Origin of the sequence: Caballeronia glebae, assembly GCF_001545035.1 — a bacterium.
GTDB lineage: Bacteria > Pseudomonadota > Gammaproteobacteria > Burkholderiales > Burkholderiaceae > Caballeronia > Caballeronia glebae.
The window spans coordinates 104,892-129,326 of record NZ_FCOJ02000016.1 but is presented as its reverse complement, the minus strand read 5'-3'; the positions used below and the strand labels follow the sequence as shown (position 1 = coordinate 129,326).

21 protein-coding genes are annotated in these 24,435 nt (G+C 62.3%); 16 read left to right on the top strand and 5 right to left on the bottom strand.

Going from position 1 to position 24,435, the window contains the following annotated elements:
* Positions 1–254 precede the first annotated feature (254 nt).
* Complete coding sequence (locus AWB82_RS13790; RefSeq protein WP_086967899.1) at positions 255–1,424, bottom strand: zinc-dependent alcohol dehydrogenase; 1,170 nt, start codon at positions 1,422–1,424, stop codon at positions 255–257.
* A 299-nt stretch (positions 1,425–1,723) separates the two neighbouring features.
* A complete protein-coding gene (locus tag AWB82_RS13785) occupies positions 1,724–2,041 on the bottom strand; it encodes a hypothetical protein (protein ID WP_086967897.1) in 318 nt (105 codons plus the stop codon).
* Positions 2,042–2,393: 352 nt separating this feature from the next.
* Between AWB82_RS13785 and AWB82_RS13780 the strand changes: the two genes are divergently transcribed.
* From AWB82_RS13780 to AWB82_RS13735, 10 genes are all read left to right on the top strand, one after another.
* Complete coding sequence (locus AWB82_RS13780; protein WP_086967896.1) at positions 2,394–3,098, top strand: PIG-L deacetylase family protein; 705 nt, start codon at positions 2,394–2,396, stop codon at positions 3,096–3,098.
* Positions 3,091–4,038, top strand: a complete 948-nt coding sequence (locus tag AWB82_RS13775) for a glycosyltransferase family 2 protein (protein ID WP_086967894.1) — start codon at positions 3,091–3,093, stop codon at positions 4,036–4,038. Before AWB82_RS13780 ends, AWB82_RS13775 begins: the two co-directional genes overlap by 8 nt.
* Before the next feature lie 183 nt (positions 4,039–4,221).
* Complete coding sequence (locus tag AWB82_RS13770; protein ID WP_086967923.1) at positions 4,222–5,493, top strand: glycosyltransferase family 4 protein; 1,272 nt, start codon at positions 4,222–4,224, stop codon at positions 5,491–5,493.
* On the top strand, positions 5,490–6,068 hold the full coding sequence (locus tag AWB82_RS13765) for a D-glycero-alpha-D-manno-heptose-1,7-bisphosphate 7-phosphatase (protein ID WP_086967892.1): 579 nt from the start codon (positions 5,490–5,492) through the stop codon (positions 6,066–6,068). The genes AWB82_RS13770 and AWB82_RS13765 overlap by 4 nt, the downstream gene beginning before the upstream one ends.
* Positions 6,065–7,222 carry a glycosyltransferase family 9 protein gene (locus AWB82_RS13760; protein WP_086967890.1) on the top strand — a complete coding sequence of 386 codons (1,158 nt, stop codon included), beginning with the start codon at positions 6,065–6,067 and terminating at the stop codon, positions 7,220–7,222. Before AWB82_RS13765 ends, AWB82_RS13760 begins: the two co-directional genes overlap by 4 nt.
* A gap of 3 nt (positions 7,223–7,225) precedes the next feature.
* A complete protein-coding gene (locus tag AWB82_RS13755) occupies positions 7,226–8,971 on the top strand; it encodes a carbamoyltransferase family protein (RefSeq protein ID WP_086967888.1) in 1,746 nt (581 codons plus the stop codon).
* Complete coding sequence (locus AWB82_RS13750; RefSeq protein WP_086967886.1) at positions 8,968–10,020, top strand: glycosyltransferase family 2 protein; 1,053 nt, start codon at positions 8,968–8,970, stop codon at positions 10,018–10,020. Before AWB82_RS13755 ends, AWB82_RS13750 begins: the two co-directional genes overlap by 4 nt.
* A complete protein-coding gene (locus AWB82_RS13745; RefSeq protein ID WP_086967884.1) occupies positions 10,017–11,081 on the top strand; it encodes a glycosyltransferase family 9 protein in 1,065 nt (354 codons plus the stop codon). The genes AWB82_RS13750 and AWB82_RS13745 overlap by 4 nt, the downstream gene beginning before the upstream one ends.
* The gene (locus AWB82_RS13740; protein ID WP_086967882.1) at positions 11,068–12,027 is read left to right on the top strand and encodes a glycosyltransferase family 4 protein; all 960 of its coding nucleotides are present in this window, start codon (positions 11,068–11,070) and stop codon (positions 12,025–12,027) included. Before AWB82_RS13745 ends, AWB82_RS13740 begins: the two co-directional genes overlap by 14 nt.
* A gap of 24 nt (positions 12,028–12,051) precedes the next feature.
* Positions 12,052–13,032: a UDP-glucuronic acid decarboxylase family protein gene (locus tag AWB82_RS13735; protein ID WP_086967881.1), complete on the top strand. Its 981-nt coding sequence runs from the start codon at positions 12,052–12,054 to the stop codon at positions 13,030–13,032.
* On the opposite strand, the gene AWB82_RS13730 is transcribed toward AWB82_RS13735, so the two are convergent.
* From AWB82_RS13730 to AWB82_RS13720, 3 genes are all read right to left on the bottom strand, one after another.
* Positions 13,029–15,686, bottom strand: a complete 2,658-nt coding sequence (locus tag AWB82_RS13730; protein WP_086967879.1) for an ATP-binding cassette domain-containing protein — start codon at positions 15,684–15,686, stop codon at positions 13,029–13,031. The genes AWB82_RS13735 and AWB82_RS13730 overlap by 4 nt on opposite strands.
* On the bottom strand, positions 15,683–15,946 hold the full coding sequence (locus AWB82_RS13725; protein ID WP_086967877.1) for a hypothetical protein: 264 nt from the start codon (positions 15,944–15,946) through the stop codon (positions 15,683–15,685). The genes AWB82_RS13730 and AWB82_RS13725 overlap by 4 nt, the downstream gene beginning before the upstream one ends.
* A 91-nt stretch (positions 15,947–16,037) precedes the next feature.
* Positions 16,038–17,246 (bottom strand): zinc-dependent alcohol dehydrogenase, encoded by a 1,209-nt coding sequence (locus AWB82_RS13720; RefSeq protein ID WP_086967921.1) that lies wholly within the window; start codon positions 17,244–17,246, stop codon positions 16,038–16,040.
* A gap of 334 nt (positions 17,247–17,580) precedes the next feature.
* On the opposite strand from AWB82_RS13720, the gene AWB82_RS13715 reads away from it, so the two are divergent.
* The 6 genes from AWB82_RS13715 to AWB82_RS13690 all read left to right on the top strand — a co-directional run bounded on the left by AWB82_RS13715 (position 17,581) and on the right by AWB82_RS13690 (position 24,422).
* Positions 17,581–18,384 (top strand): alpha/beta fold hydrolase, encoded by an 804-nt coding sequence (locus AWB82_RS13715; protein ID WP_086967875.1) that lies wholly within the window; start codon positions 17,581–17,583, stop codon positions 18,382–18,384.
* A gap of 10 nt (positions 18,385–18,394) precedes the next feature.
* Complete coding sequence (locus AWB82_RS13710; protein ID WP_086967873.1) at positions 18,395–19,933, top strand: hybrid sensor histidine kinase/response regulator; 1,539 nt, start codon at positions 18,395–18,397, stop codon at positions 19,931–19,933.
* A gap of 508 nt (positions 19,934–20,441) precedes the next feature.
* A complete protein-coding gene (locus AWB82_RS13705; protein ID WP_086967871.1) occupies positions 20,442–20,867 on the top strand; it encodes a response regulator in 426 nt (141 codons plus the stop codon).
* A gap of 1,380 nt (positions 20,868–22,247) precedes the next feature.
* Positions 22,248–22,964, top strand: a complete 717-nt coding sequence (locus AWB82_RS13700; protein ID WP_086967869.1) for a YrzE family protein — start codon at positions 22,248–22,250, stop codon at positions 22,962–22,964.
* A gap of 59 nt (positions 22,965–23,023) precedes the next feature.
* Positions 23,024–23,470: a YsnF/AvaK domain-containing protein gene (locus AWB82_RS13695; protein WP_235023276.1), complete on the top strand. Its 447-nt coding sequence runs from the start codon at positions 23,024–23,026 to the stop codon at positions 23,468–23,470.
* Between the two features lie 85 nt (positions 23,471–23,555).
* The gene (locus AWB82_RS13690) at positions 23,556–24,422 is read left to right on the top strand and encodes a YsnF/AvaK domain-containing protein (protein ID WP_086967865.1); all 867 of its coding nucleotides are present in this window, start codon (positions 23,556–23,558) and stop codon (positions 24,420–24,422) included.
* The last annotated feature ends 13 nt before the right edge of the window (positions 24,423–24,435 follow it).

The window sequence follows — 24,435 nt, the reverse complement described above, 5'->3', positions numbered from 1 at the left end:
GAACATAAGCGCAGCTTGCACCGCCATTTCGGGCTGCCGCGATTAAGCGTTCGCAATTCCCGGACGATGCGGTCGTCCCGCTCTGCGTTCTTGTGCAGCAGCATCAAGCGCTCGCCGAGATGAATGACGATTCGCAGAACGAACGCTCGTTCGAGGGCTACTTTCACCTGTGCTCGGCAGCGCCTTCCATACGGCTCTCGTCCGTACAGACGCTCGTGCGCGCCAAGACGCCCGCCGGTGAGATTGTCGAGGCGTCATGGTTTCAGCACGACTTTGATACAGCCATCTTCCTTGTCACGGAACGTCTTGTACATTCCGGGGCCGTCTTCGAGCGCAACGGTATGCGTGATCACAAAGGACGGGTCAATCTGACCTTCTTGAATGCGTTGTAGGAGGTCATCGGTCCATCGGTTGACGTGCGTTTGTCCCATCTTCCACGTCAGACCTTTGTTCATCGATGCCCCAAACGGTAGCTTGTCGATCAATCCGCCATAAACACCCGGGACCGATAAGATGCCTGCTGGGCGACACACATAAATCATTTCCCGCAACACGTGCGGCCGGTCCGACTCAAGCATGACGGCCTGCTTTACACGGTCGTACATTGCGTCAAAGGACCGCGTCGCATGTGACTCCATTCCCACCGCGTCAATGCATTTCTCCGGGCCCTTTCCGCCCGTCAGCTCTGCAAGCCGGTCAAGCACACTCTCTTCGTCGAAATTGATCGTGATAGCGCCGCCCTGCCGGGCCATCGCCAAGCGCTCAGGCACGCGATCGATAACGACCACCTGCTTGGCTCCAAGCAGGACGGCGCTGCGAATTGCCATCTGGCCGACCGGACCAGCGCCCCAGATCGCAACCGTGTCCGTCGGGACGATTTCACAGTTCACCGCCGCTTGCCATCCGGTCGGTAAGATGTCCCCGAGGAAGAGCACCTGCTCGTCGGTAAGGCCCTGTGGCACCTTCACATGCGTGGTATCGGCAAATGGGACACGGACAAACTCAGCCTGCCCGCCTGCATAGCCACCGGTCAGATGCGAATAGCCGAATAAGCCAGCGGTCGCGTGGCCAAACATCTTATCGGCTTCCTCTTTATTGCGATTGCTCCGTTCGCAAACAGAAAAGTTGCCGCGTTTGCACTGATCGCAGTCACCGCAGAAAATGGTGAAGGGTACGACCACCCGGTCGCCGACTTTAAGCGCTTTATTCTCACGGCCCACTTCCACGACTTCGCCCATAAATTCGTGGCCCAGGATGTCGCCACTCTTCATGGTCGGCATGAAGCCGTCAAACAAGTGCAGATCCGAGCCACAGATCGCGCAAGTCGAAACCTTGATAATGGCATCACGCCCTTCTTCGATTTCGGGATCGGGAACCGTGTCGCATCGGATGTCGTGTTTTCCATGCCAGCGAAGTGCGCGCATTTTTCCCTCCAGCGGGATAGGTTGGCAGCAACGGACGGCGTATAAACGCCGTTTGCCACTCCCGCTTTCGCAATTGCTGTTCCGCGTCGGTCGGAGCGACAAGCGCAGGCCAGCGCGGCACGCGTTTCGCGCTTTGCGTCGCGTCGGTTGGATCCGGGTTGGAAGCCAAGGGCACCACCACTGAACGGTATAAACGGTGGCCGTTTCGCCAATGAACAAAGATTTCATGCGAACAAGGTTTCAGCGGGACGCCCATCAGATTCGAACGGACGCGCCAAGAACTGCCAGCATTACCCCCGCTAGCCAGGAGCCGCGCCGTCGCATCGCTGCGTCGGATCCCCGCCGTCGGGAGAATGTTTGAAATGATCGGGAAAGATCTGACCGACCAAGTCGTCGTACTCGGACGGTTGTGCCCTCACGATCGCTCGAAGCATCTTGATGAAGGCGTTGCCGTCCTCCAAGTTTTCGACAATGACCCGTGCTGTGCGCAGAGATATCGTCTCGGCAAGTGGAGGCGCAGTACCGTCGTCTAGCAGAAATTTGAATCGATGAATCTCCACCGACGCATTCGTTGGAGGAGATTCGTGGGCGATTATTGTGGCCTTCATTTTGGTCATCGTCCGAATTGCGAGCGGACGAGTGACGCAAAAGGCGTGCCTCTACGCGCCGATTCCAGCTTCATCGCTTGAGGGCGGCGGGGAGTGTTCCCGCGCAACCGGCGGTTTTTTTTCTCTTTGACCCGGACACCCGTGAGCGGGCCGCCCCTCAATTCTCGGCATCACAGATCGGTCAGCGACCGCAGCAACATTGATGCGAAGGAGAGAAAGGGGGTACGGATTCATGCTCGCGCTGGAGGCGCGGCTTACAAATCAGGGACGGCAAATATCAGCCCTTCGACCGGACGGCACGCTTATCAAGGCATGTCCATTGCGCCATGCCTCCGGACCGATTTCATCGAACGCGTCCACCATGTCCCTCGCCGCTCGCGAAACCCTCGTTGTCTCCCCGCATCTCGACGATGCCGTGTTCAGTTGCGGCGCCATGCTCGCTACGTCGCCGGGCGCATCGGTCTGCACGATATTCGCGGGTGCGCCCGATACGGCGCTCGTGACCGGCTGGGACACGCAGTGCGGCTTCGCGGATGCTCATGAGGCCATGCGCGAGCGCCGCGCCGAAGATACGGCCGCATTGCACATCCTGGGCGCGCGCGCCGTGCATCTCGGCTTTCTCGACTCGCAATACGCACAAGGTGACGCGGGCACGGCCACCCGGGAAATCGCGTCGACCATTCGCACCGTTATGCGCGAGACTTCCTGTGAAACGATCTTCATACCACTCGGTCTCTTTCATTCCGATCATGCGCTCGTGCACGCGGCCGCACGCGAAGCGTGCCTTTCGGACGAAATCACATGCATTGCGTACGAAGACTGCTTATATCGGCGCATGAACGGCCTCGTGCAACAACGGCTCGTCGAACTCATCGGGAGCGGCATCGAAGCGACGCCGCTGCTCCGTCCGATCGATGCCGGCATGCTCTCGCGTTACGTCGAAGCGAAGCAACGTGCCGTGCAATGCTATGCGAGCCAACTGAAGGCTTTCGGACCTCAAGGCTATGACGACGTACTTGCGCCCGAACGCTTCTGGATGCTGCGAGCCCTCGACCGACATGCTTGAACCGGCAACCCTTTCCGAACCGGACCGCGCGCGGCTCACCGTCGTCGTGCTCACCTACAACCGTGCCGATCAGGTACTCGACACGCTCGCAAGACTTGCCGCATTGCCGGACCGCATCCGCATAGTGGCGGTCGATAATGCGTCCACCGACGGCACCGCCGAGCGCATCGCGGCGCGCTTTCCCTCCGTCGAACTCGTCGTCGCGCCGGACAATCTCGGCGCGGCAGGACGCAACCTCGGCGTCGCGCGTGTCGAGACGGAATACGTCGCGTTCTGCGATGACGACACGTGGTGGAGCGGCGGCTCGCTTTCGCGCGCGGTCGCGATCCTCGATGCCGCGCCGCGCGTCGCGGTGCTCAACGCGCGCGTCGTCGTCGGCGAAGACAGCGCGGCGGATGAGACCTGCGAACGCATGCGCGACAGCCCGCTGCCGAATCGCGGCTTGCCCGGTCCCGCGCTCGTCGGCTATATGGCGGGCGCGAGCGTGTTCCGCACGAGCGTGTTCCGGGAAGTCGGCGGCTACGAGCCTCGCTTCTTCATCGGTGGCGAAGAGACGCTCGTCTCGCTCGATGTCCTGTCCGCCGGCCACGCGATCGTCTATATGGACGAGCTCGTTCTCTATCACCACCCTTCACCGCTGCGCGACAGCGCACAGCGGCGCAGGCTCCTCGCGCGCAACGGCGCGTGGGTCGCGTGGATGCGCCTGCCTATCGGCGAAGCACTGCGCGCCACCTGCACAGCCCTCGTCGTAGCGGACAGCGAACGCACGCTGATAGGCGATCTGCCCGCACTCGTGGGCGGCATCGCATGGGCGATGGCGAGGCGTCGCGCGATCCCTCCCCGCGTGCGGGACATGCGTCGCATCGTGCGCGAAGACGACGCGCGCCGCGCGAAGCAAACGAAAGTATCGGCCCCTTTCCGTTCTACACGCGCCACGTAAAAACGCGTGCAATACGCCACGAACCAAACGAAATTTGGTTCGCATCACAACGAACCGCAAGTCGTTTCGTAGTTCTCTCCAGTTCGACAACGAGTGGCACAGGGAATGCTCAAACTTCGCGACTGATCCATGCGATTGCGCACCGCGTACACGCACTTTGGGATCGCAAAACAGGGGACTTTCGTGAAAATCGCTTTGATCAGTGAGCACGCTTCGCCATTGGCGATCGCGGGTGGCGTGGACAGCGGCGGGCAAAACATTTATGTGGCGAATGTCGCGCGTCAGCTCGTGCGCATCGGTCACGATGTCGATGTGTTCACGCGCTGCGATCGTTCGTTATTGCCGCTCATCTCGCGCTTCGAAAGCATCCGCGTGATAAACGTACCGGCCGGGCCGCCCGTGCAGTTGCCGAAGGAACAGCTTCTACCGCATATGGACGCGTTCGCCGCTTTCATGATCGACTTCATGAAGAACGAGGCGCAACCATATGACATCGTGCACGCGAACTTTTTCATGTCGGGGCTCGTTGGGCTGCGCATCAAGGACGCGCTCGGCGTGCCGCTCGTCACGACGTTTCATGCGCTCGGCCGCGTGAGACGCCTGCATCAGGGCGAATCGGACGGCTTTCCCGATGCGCGCTTCGACATCGAAGACGAACTCGTCAGGCGTTCCGATTCGGTGATCGCGGAGTGTCCCCAGGACGAGAACGACCTGATCCATCTCTACGACGCCGATGCCGCCCGCATCGATCTCGTGCCGTGCGGCTTCGACCGCGCGGAGTTTCATCCGCTCGACAAGACGCGCGCGAGAGAAAAGCTCGGCTGGCCGCAAGACCGCTTCATCGTGCTGCAACTGGGGCGCATGGTGCGGCGCAAGGGCGTCGATAGCGTCGTGCGCGCGCTCGCCGCGCTTCGCTTCGAGCATGGCGAACGTGCCGAACTCTACGTGGCGGGCGGCAATTCCGACGAAGCGAACGAGATCGCGACGCCGGAGATCGGCAGGCTGCGTGGCATCGCGCGCGAGTGCGGCATCGACGAGCACGTGCATTTCGTCGGCCGTCATGGACGAAGCGAGCTGAAGCACTTCTATAACGCAGCCGACGTGTTCGTGACGACGCCGTGGTACGAGCCTTTCGGCATCACGCCGCTGGAGGCGATGGCGTGCGGCCGGCCTGTCATCGGCGCGGACGTGGGCGGCATTCGCTATTCGGTGGCGCACGGCGAAACAGGCTTGCTCGTGCCGCCGAAGAACCCGTCGGCGGTTGCCGCCGCGCTCGTGACGCTCAAGCGCGATCCCGCGCTCGCCGAGAGAATGGGCGAAGCGGGCCTCGCCCGCGCCAACGCGATGTTCACGTGGTCGAGCGTCGCTCAGGCGCTCGCACAGGTCTACGCGCGCCTCTGCGACGACGAAGGACAAGCTGCGGAACGCGTCGCGATGGGCGGAGCCGCGCGATGACGCCGACATTGCGACCCGCGATCTTCATCGACAAGGACGGCACCCTGCTCGACGATGTGCCGTGGAACGTCGATCCAGTGAAGATGCGTCTCGCGTCGGGCGCGCTCGACGCGCTGCGTCTGTTCGCGTGGCTTGAATTGCCCATCTTCGTGATCAGCAATCAGAGCGGCATCGCGCTCGGCAAGTTCGAGCGGCGCGCGCTCGATCAGGTCGAAGCGCGTCTGCATGAACTCGCGGCAGAAGCGGGCGCTTCGCTCGCCGGTATCTATTGGTGCCCGCATCATCCGCAAGGCGTCGTGCCTGAATTGACGCGCGTATGCGAATGCCGCAAGCCCGCGCCCGGCCTGATTTTGCGTGCCGCGCGCGAGCATCGCCTCGATCTCTCGCAGAGCTGGTTCATCGGCGACATACTCGACGATGTCGAAGCGGGGCATCGCGCGGGCTGCCGCAGCGTGCTGATCGACAACGGCAACGAGACCGAATGGCTGCGTGGCGAAGGACGCGAGCCGGACATCGTCGCGAAGGACATGTACGAGGCGGCGATCGCCGTCGTCAACGCGGAGTGTCCCGCATGAAGCCGACGCTTGCACCCGTGGTCGAAGCGCATGCGCGCAAGAGTGCCGCCAATGCGCCGCGCGAATGGGGCGCGGATGTGAAGCGCATTCTCTGCATTCGTCTCGACAATCTCGGCGATGTGCTGATGACGACGCCCGCGCTGCACGCCCTGCGCGCGGCGCAACCGGGCAGGCATCTGACCTTGCTCGCATCGCGAGCGGGCAAGGCGACGGCGCCCTTCATCGATGCGATCGACGATGTGATCGAATACGATGCGCCGTGGGTCAAGCAGGATGCGCCCATCGACGCCCTCGCCGATCTCGCCATGCGCGCGCGCCTCGCGGCGGCGCACTTCGATGCAGCGGTGATCTTCAGCGTCTACAGCCAGAATCCATTGCCCGCCGCGATGCTTTGCCATCTCGCCGGCATTCCGCTGCGGCTCGCGCACTGCCGCGAAAACCCCTACGGCCTGTTGACCGACTGGGTTCAGGAAACAGAACCGCAGCACGGCACGCGTCATGAAGTCGAACGGCAACTAGCGCTCGTCGCGCGAGTGGGCGCGAAAACCGGCGAAACGCGGATGCGCTTCTCCGTTCGCCCCGCCGATGTCGATGCGCTGGCGCAAAAGCTCCTTGCCCGCGATGTCGATATGCATGCGCCCTTCATCGTCGTGCATCCGGGCGCGAGCGCGGAGTCGCGCCGTTACCCCGTCGAGCGATTCGCCGAAGCGATCGAACGTCTCGGCGCGCAACTGCAATGGCCGGTGCTCGTGACGGGTTCGCGCGGCGAAAGTCCGCTATGTCACGCAGCGTGCAGGGCGAGTCCTTACGCGCACGATCTCTCCGGCGCGCTCGAACTCGGCGAACTCGCCGCGCTCATTCAACGCGCCCGCGTGCTCATCTCGAACAACAGCGGGCCGGTGCATCTCGCGTCGGCGCTGGGCACGCCCGTCGTCGATCTGTACGCGCTCACGAATCCGCAACACATGCCGTGGCAAACGCCGCATCGCGTGCTCTATCGCGATGTGTCCTGCCGCTGGTGCTATCGCAGCGTGTGTCCCGAAGGTCATCACGCGTGTCTCGCGGGCGTCCATGTGGACGAGGTCGTAGAGGCCGCGCTCGAACTGATCGAAGAGCATCCATCGCCCGTCAACCCGATAACACAGGCTAGCTAATCCATGTACACCCTGGGAATCAATGCGGTTTATCACGACAGCGCGGCGGCGCTGGTCAAGGACGGCGTCGTCATCGCGGCGGCCGAGGACGAACGCTTCACGCACGTCAAACATGCGAAGCGTCCCGTGCCGTTTTCCACATGGCAGCTTCCATTCGATGCGATCGACTATTGCCTGAAGGAAGCGGGCATCGAACTGGCGGATGTGGATCACATCGCTTATTCATACGATCCGCATCTCTTTTCCGGCATGCCAAAGGATGCGCGGGCGAACATCGCGTTGCCGATGATTCCCAACGCGCAACCGATAAGCAATCCTTCCGAATCGCCGTGGGACCCGCTGTTCCTGAGCTATATCGTGAACGCGAAGGGACAGTTGCTGGACGGCGCGCCGCATCATCTGAAACGGCGTTTCGCGAGCGGCGGCCGCGCGCCGCGCTTTGCATGGCATAACGTCGATCATCATCTTTGTCACGAAGCGAGCGCGTTTCTCGCCGCGCCTTTCGACGACACCGCCGTACTCACGATGGACGGGCGCGGCGAAGGCGTGACGACGAGTCTCGGGCAATTCGTCGATGGCGAGTACACGCGCATCAAGCAGGTGGAGCTGCCGCATTCTCTCGGCCTGCTCTATGAAGCGGTGACGGCCTATCTCGGCTTCCTGCACTCTTCCGATGAATACAAGGTCATGGCGCTCGCGTCGTTCGGCAGGCCCGCTTATGTCGATCAATTCCGCGAGATCGTGAAGTATCGCCGCGACGGCAGCTATACGGTGGACGCCCCGCGTCTCGTCGAACGCTTTGGCCCCGCGCGCGAACGTGGCGGCGCGCTCACGCAGGATCACTTCGATATCGCGCATTCATTGCAGGTCGTGCTCGAAGAGACGGCGCTCGAACTCGCGAAGTGGCTGCACGAACGCACGGGCCTGAGCAATCTCGCGATGGCCGGCGGCGTCGCGCTCAACTGCGTGATGAATGCGCGCCTGCGCGATCGCGGGCCGTTCGATGAAATCTGGGTCCAGCCGGCCGCCGGCGACGCGGGCACCGCGCTGGGCGCAGCATTGTGGACCGACTATCGCGAGCGCGCGAAAGCGGGCGATCTGAGCCGCAAGTGGCGCATGGATCACGCGTACCTCGGCCCGGCATTCGATGACGACGAGATCGAAACGTTTCTGAAGTGGACGCGCGCGCCGTATCGCAAGCTCACGAATATCGCCGAGGAAACCGCCGACATACTCGCGCAGAACCGCGTCATCGGCTGGTATCAGGGACGCACCGAGTTCGGCCCGCGTGCGCTCGGCGCACGTTCGATTCTCGCCTCTCCCGTCGAAGCGTCGATGCAGGCGCGCCTGAACGAGATCAAGGATCGCGAGGATTTCCGTCCGGTCGCGCCCGTCGTGATGGAAGAACACGCGGCCGACTGGTTCGTCGATGCGCGCGTCGCGCCGTTCATGCTCTTCGTGTTCGACGTGCGCGAAGAAATGCAGGCGCGCATTCCGGCCGCCACGCATATCGACGGCACCGCGCGCGTGCAGACGGTCAATCGTTCGCAGCATCCGCTTTACTACGATCTGCTCGCGGCGTTCAAGCAACGCACGGGCGTACCGGTGCTCGTCAACACGTCGTTCAATACGCGCGGCGAGCCGATGGTGAACACGCCGCGCGACGCGCTCGAATCGTTCTGGACCTCGCCGCTCGATGCGCTCGTGATCGGTTCGTTCCTCATCGAAAAGCCGGGCGCGCGCACATGAGCACCTACGCCGAACTTTTCGAGCACGGCGCGACGAGCGCGATCGATGCGCCCGTCGCGCCGCGCGGCGATTTCATCCCGGACGTGTCCGTGGTCGTGCCGACGTATCGCCGCCCAGCGATGCTCGAACGCTGCGTGCTCGCGCTCGCGGCGCAGACATACGATCCGGCGCGCTACGAGATCATCGTGTGCGACGACGGCCCCGACGAAGCGACGAAGGCATGCGTGCAGCGCCTGTCGCAATCGCGCGCGCGACGCGGCCCGCTGATCCGCTACGTTCCCGTGACCGCGACGCAAGGTCCGGCGGGCGCGCGCAACGCGGGCTGGCGCGCATCGCTTGCAAGACACATCGCGTTCACCGACGACGACACGATTGCCGATCCGAACTGGATCGCGAACGGCATGCGCGCACTCAATGCAGGCGCGGATGCCGTGTCGGGACGCATCGTCGTGCCGATAGGCCCGCGCCCGACCGATTACGAACGCGATGCCGCGGGACTCGCTAACGCCGAGTTCGCCACGGCGAACGCATTCGCCACGCGCGCGGCGCTCGAACGCACGGGCGGCTTCGATGCGCGCTTCACGTCCGCGTGGCGCGAGGACTCCGATCTGCAATTCGCGCTGATGAATGCGGGACTCGTCATCGCGCGCGCCGAAGATGCAACCGTGCTGCACCCCGTTCGCCCGGCACGCTGGGGCGTGAGCATCTCGCAGCAGAAGAAGAGTCAGTTCGACGCGCTGCTCTTCAAGAAATATCCCGCGATGTTTCGCGCGCGCATCCGGCGCAATCCGCCACTTCTCTACTACGCGATGCTCGCGGCGCTCGTCGTCGCGATCGGCTCGGTGGTCGCGAGCGCACCGCGCGTCGCCGCCGTGGCGTTAGCGGTCTGGGCCGCGATGACCATCTGGTTCGCCACGCAACGATTGAAGACGACGGCGCACACGCCGTCGCACGTGGCGGAGATGTTGTGGACGTCGGCGATCATTCCGTATCTGTCGATCTACTGGCGCTTTCGCGGCGCGCTCAAGTTCAAGGTGTTCTTCTTATGAACATCGAGCGCATCGTTATCTTTCGCGCGCTGCAACTCGGCGACATGCTGTGCGCCGTGCCCGCGCTGCGCGCGCTGCGGCGTAGTCATCCGAAGGCGCATATCGCACTCGTCGGCTTGCCGTGGGCGCAAAGCTTCGTGGATAGATATGCGCATCTCGTCGATGAACTGATCGTGTTTCCCGGCGCGATCGGCTTTCCCGAACAAGAGGAAACCGATGCGCATTTGCCCGGCTTTTCGAGCACGCTTCGTGAGCGTCGCTTCGATCTCGCGGTTCAATTGCATGGCAGCGGCGGCGTGGCGAACGATATCGTCGAGGGCATGGGCGCTCGTCTGAACGCTGGCTTCCTGAAGCCGGACGAAGCCATGCGTGAAGGCGTCTTCATGCCCTGGCCAGACGCTCTTCCAGAGCCCGCGCGATACACCGCGCTTATGCAGCGTCTCGGCATGGATGCACACGATCTCGAACTGGAAATTCCGCTGACCGATGCGGACATCCGCGAATGCGATGCGCTGATCGATACATACGCGATCGATTGCGGCAAGCTCGTGCTCGTGCATCCGGGCGCGCAGTTGCCTTCACGTCGCTGGCCCGTCGAGCGCTTCGCCGAAGTGGCGCGCGAGCTTTCGCAAGCGGGCTGGCGGATCGCCGTCACCGGCAGCGCGAACGAAGCGCCGCTCGCCGCGCGCGTGATACGCGACGCCGGCCCGCGCGCGATCGATCTCGCCGGGCGCACGTCGCTCGGGTCGCTCGCCGCGCTGGTTGAGAGATCGCGGCTCATCGTATGCAACGACACGGGCCTGTCGCACGTCGCGGCGGCCGTGCGCACGCCGAGCGTCGTGATCGCGTCGGGCAGCGACACGCGCCGCTGGGCGCCGCTCGACCACGCGCGTCATCGCGTGCTGGCGGATTGGCCGTCATGCCGTCCATGCGCGTTTCGCGTCTGTCCTTATGGCCACGAATGCGCGCTGAACGTGAGCGTGCAATCCGTGATCGACGCAGCATTCGCTCAACTGGAAACGACCGTCCGAGAGGAGACGCTTCTTCATGTCCACGACTAGTTCCCGGCGCCTGCGCGTGCTTACTTGGCATATCCACGGCAATTATCTTTACTACCTGAGCCAAACGCCGCACGACTTCTATCTCGTCACGCGTCCCGGTTATCCACCGGGTTATGCGGGCACGGCGGGCGCTTTGCCATTCGGTTCGAACGTCCATGAAATTCCGGCGAGCGAAGTCCAGTCGCAATCGTTCGATGCCGTGCTCTTTCAACACAAGCGTCAATGGGACGACGACCGCATCAACGTTCTCAGCGACGCGCAACGCCGTCTGCCGCGCGTCTACATCGAGCATGATCCGCCGCAGGAAAACCCCTTCGAACAAAAGCATTGGGTGCAGGAACGCGACACGCTGCTCGTGCACGTCACGCACTTCAACAAGCTGATGTGGGACAGCGGCGAAACGCCGACGCGCGTGATCGAACACGGCGTGATCGTGCCCGATGGCGTGCGCTACAGCGGCGAGCTTGAACGCGGCATCTCGGTGATCAATCATCTGCGCCAGCGCGGCAGACGGCTCGGCGACGATGTCTATGCACAGGCGGCCGCGCGCGTGCCGCTCGATCTCGTCGGCATGGATGCGCGGTCGGCGGGCGGCATTGGCGAGATCGGCAATCTGGAGCTCGCGGCGTTCAGCGCGCGCTATCGCTTCTTCTTCAATCCGATCCGCTGGACGAGTCTCGGGCTCGCCATCGTCGAGGCGATGACGATCGGCATGCCGATCGTGGGTCTCGCCACGACCGAACTCGCCACGGTGATCCGCAACGGCGAGAGCGGCTTCGTGCATACCGACACTCACGCGCTCATCGACGCAATGCAACACCTGCTGCGCGATCCCGCCGAAGCGCGGCGTCTCGGCGAAGGCGCGCGCCGCACCGCGCTCGAACGATTCCATATCGCACGCTTCGCCCGCGACTGGGACGAGACGCTGCGCCACGTATGCAGCTAGCAAACACTCAAGGAAGAAGGCGACATGAGAGAAGCCTATAGGAAGCGGATTCTGGTGACGGGCGGCGCGGGCTTTCTCGGCTCGCATCTGTGCGAGCGGCTGCTCGCGCAAGGCCATGACGTGCTGTGCGTCGACAACTTTTACACCGGCGCGAAGGACAACATCGCGCATCTGCTCGACAGCCCGAACATCGAACTGATGCGTCATGACGTGACCTTCCCGCTCTATGTCGAAGTCGACGAGATCTACAACCTCGCGTGTCCCGCATCGCCGATTCATTACCAGCACGATCCCGTGCAGACGACGAAGACGAGCGTACACGGCGCGATCAACATGCTCGGACTTGCCAAGCGCGTGCATGCACGCATCTTTCAGGCATCGACGAGCGAAGTGTATGGCGATGCGCACGTGCATCCGCAGCAGGAGGCGTACTGGGGCAACGTGAACCCGATCGGTCCGCGCTCCTGTTACGACGAGGGCAAGCGTTGCGCGGAAACGCTCTTCATGGACTATCGGCGGCAGCATGGACTGTCGATCAAGATCGCGCGCATCTTCAATACGTACGGGCCGCGCATGCATCCGTCGGACGGGCGCGTGATCTCCAACTTCATGATGCAGGCGCTCTCGGGCCAGCCGATCACCGTGTACGGCGAAGGCACGCAAACGCGCTCCTTCTGCTATGTCGACGATATGGTGGACGCCTTCATCCGCCTGATGAACACGCCCGACGAACTCACCGGGCCCGTGAATCTCGGCAATCCGCACGAGCTTTCGATGCTTGATATCGCGCGGCGCATCATCGCGCTGACGGGTTCGTCATCGGAGATCGTGTTCAAGCCGTTGCCGATGGACGATCCGTGGCATCGTCAGCCGGACATCTCGCTCGCGCGCGACGCGCTCGGCTGGACGCCGACCACGTCGCTCGACGAAGGCCTGCGACGCACGGCGCAGCATTTTCGTGGCGTGATCGAAGCCGCGGATGCACGCGCTGCGCAGAACGTCTAGGACGCGCGCGCCGTCACGCCGCCGATGGTCGCGATGAGCTTCGGCGCGGCCACCGGCTTCGTCAGGTGCGCCTGAAAGCCCTCGGCCCGGGCACGCAAACGTGCATCCGCCTGGGTGTGACCCGTCAGCGCGATCGCGGGCATGCGCTCGGACAGCGAAGCGCCGCGGTGCGCCTCTTCCTCGCGAATGAGGCGCAGCACGTCGTAGCCGTTCTGTTCGCCGCCGAGCACGATGTCGCATAGAAGCACGTCCGGCCACTGCGCAGTGGGAAGCGCTCGCAGACGTCCAAGCGCTTCATCGCCCGATGCGCACGGCACGATATGCGCGCCCACCGATTCGAGCACGGCTTCGAGCGCGTCGCGCGCGTCTTCCTGATCGTCTAGGACCATCACCGTGATGCCGGCAAGCGCGTCGTCGTGCGTGAGTTGATGCGCTTGCGGATCGTCGATCACGGGGCGCAGCGGCATCGTCGCAACATACGCGACATGCGCATCGATATAGCGCACCGTGAAGCTGCCGCCCATCTCGGTCAACGCGGCTTCGAGGCGGCGCATCTGCTGCGACGACAGATCGGCGGGGCTCGCGCGCTGACCGATGACCGTGAGATTCGCATGGTTGGCTTCGCGGAACACGCGCAACTCGATGCGCTCGCCGCGCGCCGACGCGCTCATCTGCGAGCGGCACAGGTCGGCCACGATCTGCTGCAGCACGCTCGCATCGCCCGAAACGCGCAAGCCCGGGTCGCTGATCACCGTATAGAGATTCACGCCGCGCGTGGCGATCTCGTCGTGCAGCGCATCGACCACGCCGGCGACGAACGCATCGAGGCCGAGCGCCGTGGCGGACACCTTGCGTTGCGCGTGCTTCAACTCTCCTTGCTGCCACTGCAGCGACCACATGCGCGCGTACACGCCATCGCGCGCGATCAACTCGTCGTGCTGCCCTTGCTCGACGATGCGCCCATGCTCCATCACGAGGATCCAGTCGGCATCGACGACCGTGGAGAGACGGTGCGCGATCACGATCGACGTGCGGCCCTGCGCGAGCCTGTCCAGCTCGTTCTGGATCGCGCGCTCGGAGCGCGTGTCGAGCGCGGACGTCGCCTCGTCGAACACGATGATGCGCGGGTTCTTGAGAATCGCCCGCGCAATCGCGATACGCTGACGCTCGCCGCCGGAAAGCCGCACGCCACGTTCGCCCACGCGCGTGTCGTAATGATCCGGCAAGCGCTCGATGAAACCGTCGAGTTGCGCCGCGCGCGCAGCCTGCACGATGTCCGCGCGCGTGGCGTCGGGTCGGCCATAGCCGATGTTGTAGGCGATCGTGTCGTTGAAGAGCACGGTGTCCTGCGGCACGATGCCGATGGTCGCGCGCAAGCTGTTCTGCGTGACCTGCGCGATGTCCTGCCCGTCGATGCGTATCGCGCCCGCTGTCGGCTCATAGAGCCTGAACAGCAGCTTCACGAGCGTCGACTTGCCCGATCCGCTGCCACCGACGACCGCGAGCTTCTTGCCCGGATGCGCGCGGAAATCGACGTCGCGCAGGATCTGCCGCGCCGGATCGTAGCCGAACTCGACGTGATCGAACTCGATCTCGCCCGAGGTCACGACGAGCGGCTGCGCCTGCGCCTCATCGACATCCTCGCGCACGCGGCCGCGCGACAAAAGTATGCTGAACATCCGCTCCACGTTCACCATCGCGTCGTTGGTCTCGCGAAACACGAAGCCGAGCGTGTTGAGCGGATTGCACACCTGCACGATATACGCGTTCACGAGCACGAGATCGCCCACGCTCATCGTGCCCGCGACGACGTGCTGCGCCGCGCGCAGCATCACCGCCGCGATGCCTATCGCGATGATGGTGCTCTGCCCGACGTGCAGCAGCGTGAGCGCGCGCTGATTGGCGATGCGCGCGTGTACCCAGTCCTCCAGCACGCTCGAAAGCCGCCGCGTTTCGATGCTTTCGCTCGCGAAGAACTTGACCGTCTCGTAGTTGAGCAGGCTGTCGACGACGCGGCTGTCCGACTGCGCTTCGAGGCTGTTCACCGCGCGTTGAAAGCGCATGCGAAAGCGCGTGAAGATGACAGTCCACACCGAATACAGCACGAAGGTCGCGCCGATGATCGCCATGAATTCGAGCGCATACGCGTGCACCATGACGGCGACGATGGTGCCGATCTCGATCATCACCGGCACGATGGTGAAGAGCGAGGTGCCGAGCAGAAAGCCGATGCCGTCCGCGCCCTTCTGCACGTCGCGCACGACGGCGCCCGTTTCGCGCCGCGCATGAAAGCGCGCGCCGAGCGCGTGAAGATGCGCGAAGGTTCGCTCGGTGAACGACGCCACCGTGCGCTGCGTGACGATGCTGAATACGACGTCGCGGGCCTCGTTGAGCATATCGCCGAGATAGCGCAGCAGCACGTAGGCGAGCACGAGAAAGACGGGAAAGACGACGCTCGATGCCGGATGGCTGAACTCGTCGATGACGCGCTTGAGCAACAGAGGCACCGCGACCACCGCGAGCCGCGCGCCGATCATCAAAGCGACCGCGGCCGCAGTCTGGTAACGCCACGCCCACACCGCGCGCCACAGGTCACTGGCGATACGTCCGCGCAGACGTGCGCGCTCCTTTTCCCGCGTGGCTTGAGCCGTCACTCCTTCGCGTCCCGGCGCTTGCCCTTCGCCGACGACTGCGCGTTCTTCGTCTGCATGCACTGCTCCTCGATGTGGCTGAGCGTCTCCCGATCCGCGCCCGCTCCACCGGCGATGCCGGCGGCGGATTTGGCCGACGCATGACTTCTCGATGTCGTGTTGCCCAGCCGCCCAATGTTCGGTTGTGCGTGGGCTTGCATGGCGCCGACCATGCGAGCGCAGGCGGACGTGATGACGATTTCCGATCGAAAGGTGCGGTTCATTGTGCTCCTTTGCTGCGACGACGCGCCAGTCGGCGCATGTGTTGGTCTGCTCTTTCTGACTGTGCGCTTTTCGCGCCGTGCGGCACCCTTCTCAGGCGACCGGTTCCAGTGCCACCTTGATCCAGCCTGGCTGCCGCCGATCGAAGGCCTTGTACGCGTCGATTACGTTCATCAGCGGCTCGCGTGTGCTCAGCACGCGCAGCGGATCGAACGAACCGTTGCGGACGCGCTCGATGAGTCCCGGCGTAACTGCACGATGATTGCAATTTCCCATCTTGATGGTCACGTTCTTGTTCATCGCGACACCCAGGGGAAAGAAGCGATCGTTCGGCGGATACACGCCAATGATGCCAAGCGTGCCCGCCTTGGCGAGGGCCGCGATGCTCCAGTCCAGCGCTTGCGTCGGCGCATCGCCCGGCACCCAGTTGCCGCCCGATACGCGGCGCTCCGGCGTCACGGTCCGGCTTTCCTGCTCGCCCTCGTTCGCGCTCTCCTCTGATGCGGCCGGCCCTCGCTGAGCGTGAACGGCATCGACGCCCACGGCATCGATGGCTCGGTCTACGCCGATGCCCCCCGTCAGCGCGAGGATCGTCTGCACCGGATCTTCCTCATCGAAGTTGACGACCTCCGCTCCCTGCGCGCGCGCCATGTCCAGGCGGTCCCCGAGCCGGTCGATCACGATCACGCGTCCCGCGCCGAGCATGAAGGCGCTCGCGACGGCAAACTGTCCGACCGGTCCGGCGCCGAACACCGCTACCGTGTCGCCCTCTCTCACCTCCGCAAGCTGCGCTCCGAAAAAACCGGTGGGAAAGATGTCTGACATGAGAATCGCGCGTTCGTCGTCGATGTTCTCGGGCAACCTGAGCAGGCTCGCGTTCGCGAGCGGCGTGCGGGCATACTGCGCCTGCAGGCCGTTGAACGGTCCAGTGGATTTCGGGCCGCCGAAGAACGCCGTCCCCGCCGCGGGTCCGTTCGGATTCGCGGAATCGCACTGCGCCGTGTAGCCCTTGCGGCAATACGAGCAGAATCCACACGAGATGGTCGACGGAATGAGCACCCGATCGCCCGCCTTCAGGTTTCGCACGCCCTTGCCGACCTGTTCGATCACGCCCACGCCTTCATGACCGAGAATCGTTCCGGGAACCATTCCGGAGAGCGTGCCGCGCACCATGTGCAGATCGGTCCCGCAGATGGCACTCGCCGTCAGGCGAACGATGGCATCCTGATCGTGCTGGATTGCTGGGTCGGCTACGTTGTCGAGCGAGATGTTGCCGATGCCGTGAAAAACGACTGCTTTCATCGCGGGCTCCGTTTTGACATGGCGGAATGCATAGACAGCGAGCAATCGATGCGCCACCTATATAGCGAACCAGTTGATAGATTTGGATAATTGATGGCTGACTCGTCAATTCGGTCATTCGGAGGTGTGGCAATCACCGGCGTGCTTGTGGCTAATCGGCTCGGCGGGCGCTTCACCAATTTTTCACCCGCTTACCGTTGCCAACTTATGGTGTTCGGCTCGACGCCGGAAGACGCTTGCGCGACGTGCTTTTCTACCGCACACGAAGTAAGCCGCGCTCGCGAAAAACGGCCGTCCAAATATATGAAACAATGGGGTTTTATTGGTCCATCGCATGAGCGTCAGAACTCGGAATAACGTCCACATACAAGGCAATGGATCTTCGACGGTCGTGTTTGCCCACGGATTTGGCTGCGACCAAAATATGTGGCGCCTCTTTGCGCCAAGCTTTGCTGAGCGGTATCAGACGATCCTGTTCGACTTGGTCGGAGCCGGCGATTCCGATCTCACCGCTTACGACCGCGTGAAATATAGCTCGCTCCACGGTTACGCAGCAGACGTATTGGAGATCGTGGACGAGTTCGCCACCGGGCCGGTGATCTACGTGGGTCATTCCGTGAGCGCAATGATCGGCATGCTCGCGGCGATCAAGCATCCATGCCGATTTGCAGCCAACGTCATGATCGCCCCATCGCCCTTCTTCATCAACGACAGGCCTTACGAAGGCGGCTTTACCCGCGCGGACATCGACGAGATGCTGCGCACGCTTGAGAGCAACTATTTAGGGTGGTCGAGCGCAATGGCGCCGCCCATCATGGGGGCGCCAAATGGCCCCGAGTTGGGTGAAGAGCTTACCAACAGCTTCTGCCGCACTAACCCCGAGATTGCCAAGCACTTCGCGAGAGTGACATTCCTGGCGGACCACAGAGCGGACCTCGTGCAAGTCACCACGCCAACTTTAATTGTCCAGTCCGACGACGACGTTCTCGCACCGGTAGGGGTTGGGCATTACATGCATGCGCGGATGCCGACCAGCACCTTAGCCATTGTGAAGAACGTTGGTCATTGCCCGCACCTGACAGCGCCGGGACCGAGCAGACAGGCCACGGAAGCCTTCCTCGATAATCTCGGGCTGTGACGACGAAATTATGCAGGCATTCGACTCGAATACTGATGCTTACGATCGGGCCCCCTGCGGTCTCGTCACCACAAAGGTCGATGGAACGATCGTTCGCGCCAATACCACGTTTTACAGGTGGTGCGGGTTTGACGCCGCTGAACTGATCGGCGCTCGTCGGATTCAGGACTTACTCACGGTGGGCGGAAGAGTCTTCCATCAAACGCACTTGGCCCCTCTGTTGCTCATGCAACGCGCGGTGTCCGAGGTCAAACTTGATATTCGCCACAGGGCCGGTCACAAGGTGCCGATGTTGATCAATGCGATGCGCCACGGCGAAGGTGATGCGCAACTCGACGACTTCGCTTTTTTCATCGTCACCGACCGTGACAAATACGAGCAAGAGCTCCTAACAATGCGTCTGAGGGCTGAGGAGTCGCTCGAAGCCAAGCAACAGGCTGAGCTGGCGCTTCAAGCGATCGATCGTCGTAAGGACGAATTTCTTGCGACCCTCGCGCACGAACTGCGCAACCCACTTGCTCCTATCCAGGCGGTTGTAGCGTTACTCCGGAAGGAAGAATTGTTAAATCCTCAGGCGGTCTGGTCTCGCGGCGTGCTCGAACGCCAAGTCCGACAGATTGCGAGGCTCGTCGATGACTTGCTGGAAGTATCGCGCGTGGCCGAGGGAAAGCTCGAACTGCGACGGGAGCGCGTCGATCTGAATGCGGTGATCCGGCAGTCGATCGAGGGCTCGCGAAACCTCATTAACGCTTCATCGCATACGCTGCGGCTGACGTTGCCCGACAGCCCCATCCTGCTAACCGCCGACCCCGCGCGGCTGACCCAAGTCATTCAGAACCTGATCAACAATGCGGCCAAGTACACGCCAACGGGAGGCATGATCGAAGTCGCCGCTGCACGTCAAGGAGATGAGGCCTTGATCACCGTCCGAGACAATGGCATCGGGATTTCTGCCGAGCATCTGCCGACGATCTTTGGGATCTTTGCACAACTTGCGCCTGCGATATCGCGCGCCCAGGGAGGCCTGGGAATTGGACTGTCTTTGGTGCGCGCTTTGGTCGAGCGCCACCGGGGCACCGTTTCAGTGACAAGCGAAGGCATCGGTCAGGGAAGCGAATTTGTAGTCCGCCTCCCGATCTCGCTCGATCAAACCGATTACGCGCTTCCCTCCACAAGCCGTTCGGCCTCAGTTGTCCAAAGTCGCCGCATCTTGGTCATCGACGACAACGAAGATGCGGCTCTCAGCCTCGCCATGCTTTTGGACAGTGATGGCCATGACGTTCACACTGCACACGACGGCGCATCAGGACTCAAACAGCTGTTGGAGTCAGTCCCGGAAGTCGTTCTGCTCGACATCGGCCTCCCCGATGTCAATGGCTATGAATTAGCGAAGCGGATCCGCCAGCTTCCAGAGGGCCGCGATGCGCTCCTTATTGCATTGACAGGTTGGGGACAGGAGCAGGACAAGCTCGACGCTCTTGCGGCTGGCTTCGACAAGCATCTCATCAAGCCCGTCGACTATCCGATGTTGCTGGATTTTCTCCGTTAGCGGCGAACGCTTGCTGTGCGCTCGTGACGCGCCAGAGCCGCGAGGGACAAGCACACTGCCTCGAAGCGCGCGATATGCGGCTACCAGCGCGTTGATTTCGAAGGCGTGGCTGAGCCGGTCGTCCACATGGTGACGGGCGACTTCATTGAAGTTCGAATCGGCGTCAGGATGCTGGCCGACCGACTTCGCCTGTTGCTGTGCGCCGGACTGTGTCCCACGCATGTCGGCCGCGATGCCCCGAAGCAACTCGCGCGCTGAATTGCGCAACTTGTGCTCGGTGAGACGACTATCCGCTTCGCTAAGCACGCCCGCATACGGGGTCCAGTCGTTGATTATCAGGAAGGTTGGCTTCGATGAAATCCGACAGCGTCATATGTCCTCGCGACGCTGGTTCCCCAACGATGTCCGGCAATGGGCAGTGCCGCATTACGTTGTGTTCGTTGCGCCGCGAAGCGACTCCGGGAATACACGGTGCTGATAGATCGAAGCACAACATCGCGAAACGAACATGCCATTATCGCTCCACCACGCGCGCTGGACGTCACGCACGCTGCTTCCGCCGGCGAACGCCCGCCGCCGGCTCCTTGTCGTCGACGACTACCGCAGCGGCGCAGAAGCCATTTCTGATTTTCTCTCTCTGTCCGGCTACGACGCCCGTTTTGTGACGAGCGGCGCCGAAGTCTGGGGCGCAGTCACTGCCCATGTGCCCGAGATTGCAGTACTTGACATCAATATGCCTGGCATGGATGGATTCGCCGTTGCGCAACGCCTGCGTCGGGATCCGCGCACGCAGCTTATTGTGATTGTCGCCTTCACCGCTCAGGAGGAACTCGACGTTCGAAGAGACGGGATCGCGGCCGGTTTTGATGGCTACTGCAAGAAGCATGGTAATCCAGGGCTACTCCTCGATCTGCTCGTTCAAATGAACCAGTAAGCCTTGGTCGATTTTGCGTCGTCGCTTGTCGGCACGCAGAACCAATTCGTCGGTAACGGGTGTTGGCTAGCCGCGCGAGCTCGTCGGTGTTCAACTCGCGAACCGCCGCTTACCGAAATCCGCCCGCGCTGACAACAACAACCCCCACGTCGCCATTAGCGTCGGGCAACCGCGATACCGACCAGGGGCGTCTTCTGCCGCATCACGATGTCGCTGGGAGGCAGTCTCCATGAAAATGCGGTCACGATGAGGACGCTCACGGCCTTGGCCGACCGCCTTACTGGTCCTTCACTCGGAGGCCCGGAAGTCGGAACGGAACACGATCAATGCAGTGCCAATTGACGCTATCGGTATGCACCGGACGACTCTCCGCCGAGGCGTCTCCGCACAGACTCGGTCGGGATGGAGGCCGATTTCCTCGGCAAACTGCTCGACTTCTCGCACCGACTTAAATAGGCCGAAAACGATCTCCTCTGATCCGATACCCAGAACATTGCCCTTTAGACGCGCTGGTGATGCGTAACGTCTTCAGCTCTCTTTCCATCATTGCTGTCCTTGAACCCTTCGCTTCGGTGGACTTTCAACCAACCCGCATTATCGACACCGCGCGGCCAGCATCCAAACAGTAGCCCATCGTCTCGCGCGCGCCATTGCTTCTGGGGTCTTTGCGACCATGAAGCGCTCGATCGCGGAAATCATTCGACGCCTAGCGTACGCCTTAGCTTGCTCAGGAGTTTTCATAAGCCTCTGCTCGGCCAGATCGCGGAAGCAGGCCGAAAAATCGTCTTTACCTCGCGGTCCAGCTGAGGCATCGATTCCATATGCAGCAAAAACAAATCCTGGGCGCGCTCAAATAAGAGTCATTACTTTAACCGCCGGTTTTCAAATTCAAGGGGCGTACTACCCCCAGAATCAATGTCAGCGGTCGCGGCTCTTCAACACTACGAACGCATTTCGCGACTTATTCAAGCGCCCGCAAGCAACGCCGACCGGAGACCGTGGCTAACGCGGCGCACACCGCACATGCGCGACTGACGAATCGGAAGCAGCGCACGGCGTCGCGGCAGGCCATGGGCCATGCGGCCGGCTTGGCACGCGACGAAGTCGAGAGTTCATCCGAGGCGTTCGACATTGTGTTTTGTGTCGATTCCCTCGTCCGAACGACAACCGTACGACGATATTCCAAGGTTGACAACAACTTCGGTCTCCAATACATCCGATTTTCATTCACGCGAGCCGACGTGGAAGGTCCGCTTGAGACTTCATCTCGACGAAGCTCGAATCAGGTATCCCTAATCCCGACGACAGGCACAACGCTTGCGCTGGTTGCAAGGACGGCCGGGGGCGGCCGGACACGTTCTTTACTAATTGGATGACCCTATGAAACTTCTATCCACTCAAGATGGTCTCCCACGACTGTCATGGGCTTCGATAATCGCTGGCGTCATTATTTCGATGATCGTCTATCTGATCATGACCGTGCTCGGTACGGCCATTGGCACATCACTGCTGTCCCCTATGTCGAAGCCGGATCCGTTGCACGGGTTTGGCTTCGGGTCTGGGGTCTGGGTGATCGTTACCACCGTACTGGCGGTCTTCGTCGGCTCTTACTACGCAGGCCGCTGCGCACCGGTGCTCGGATGGCTTCACGGTCTCTTGTCGTGGGCCGTGATGACGCTGCTCGTCGTGTACGGCATGACCTCACTGATTACTGGCGCGGTGAGCACAGCGGGTAGTGTCGCGGCGACGACGGCGCAGGTAAGCGCGACCGCCGCAGATCGATCTGGCACGACCCCGTCGGTCGTTGACACCGCCAAGCAGCAATTACAGGCGGCGGCCGCATCAGCAGCGTCGGCCGCTTCAAGTCCGCAGGCCGAACAGACGGCGCGTGAGACGGCCGACACAGCCGCGCGGGGCGTGGCGCGTGCTAGCTGGTTCTCCTTTGCCGCGCTCATCGTGGGGGCAATCATCGCCATCGTCTCAGGCGGTGCCGGCTTTCGCCATCAGCCGCCAATCGAAGAAAGCGGGGGTACGGCAAACGGCGCCAATACGCCGCCGGTACGCAGCCGTGCAGCGCCTGCAGGCGGCCGTCTCTGAAGAGCGGCTTTCTGACAGCCGGCGCAGAACTGGCCAACGTGGTGATGAGGGAGGAACCAATGCGTGAGGAAAAGACTTCTGGTGCGATACCGGCGCCCGATCCGTCGGACGCCGTACGCGTGTCCGCGGTCAAGGAAGAGATGTCGGTCGGAATCACAACGGTGGAAACGGGCGCCGTGCGGGTGCGCAAAGTTATTCATGAAGAAATGCATCCTGTCTCGTTGCGCCTGCACTGCCAGCAGGTCGACGTGCAGCGCATACCAGTGAACCGGGCTGTTGAGGAGCGCGACGGGCCGCGGCGCGAGGGCGACACGCTCATCATTCCCGTCTACGAGTACGTCCCGGTGGTACGAATGCAACTGACTTTGAAGGAAGAAGTGCACGTCAAGACGACCGAGATGCAAAAAGATGTGACACATCGCGTGCTGACGAACTCGGAGGAGCTCGTCGTCGAGCGTCGCGAAGGCCCTGAGGGTCCCTGGAAGCAGGAGCCTGCCGCCGACTGACGCTCACGAGACGTCCGAACGCTCATTGAGTGACAGTTTGCGCAGCGTCCATCGATCCGTTTAACTTCATTTTGGAGAATCAAAAATGGTACAGACAGTCATCGGTGTGTTTAATTCGTTCGAAGACGCCGAGCGCGCTCGAAGCCGCCTGGAATCAGAAGGAATCTCCCGCTCGGACATCGAAGTTCATAGCTCTGGTCCCCGCGATGGCCTGGGACTGAGCGGCGATGCTACGGCGCGGTCCGCTACGCGCGAGACTGAAGTAGATCGTCCTCACGAAGGGCCGTTGGGCGGCATTGAACACTTCTTCAAAAGGTTGTTCGGGAGCAGCGACGAGCCTGAGGAGGTGGGTAACTATCATGAAGCGGTTCGTCGCGGGGGTGCGTTGCTCTCCGTCGACGTCGATGACGAGACCTCGATCGAGCGCGTCCGGGACGCACTGTATGCAGAAGGCGCCGTTGACATCGACTCGCGTGTGGCGCAGTGGCGCAGTGGCGGATACACAGGGTATGACCGAAATGCACCCGCCTATACTGCGGACGAGATAACCGCTGAACGCAAGGCGTTTCCGGTTGTTCAGGAATCGCTGGAAGTTGGCAAACGCGAGGTGCTGACGGGCGGCGTTCGCGTTTATTCACGCGTGACGGAAACGCCGGTCAGCGAATCCGTCAATCTGCGTGAAGAACACGCGACCATTGAGCGCAGAGTCGTGGACCGCCCGGCGACAGCGGTCGATCTGAAGGAAGGCTCTGTAGAGATCCGCGAGACCGCAGAAGAGCCCGTGATCGCGAAGACCGCGCGCGTCGTCGAAGAGGTGGTGGTCGGCAAGGAAGCATCTACCAAAACCCAGACCGTCAACGATACGGTACGTGGCACCGAAGTTGACGTCGAAAGAACGGCTGGAACCGGCGACAGTCCTGCTGCCCGAAGCGTCGATAAGCCGCCTCTTTAAAGCTATGGGGGTG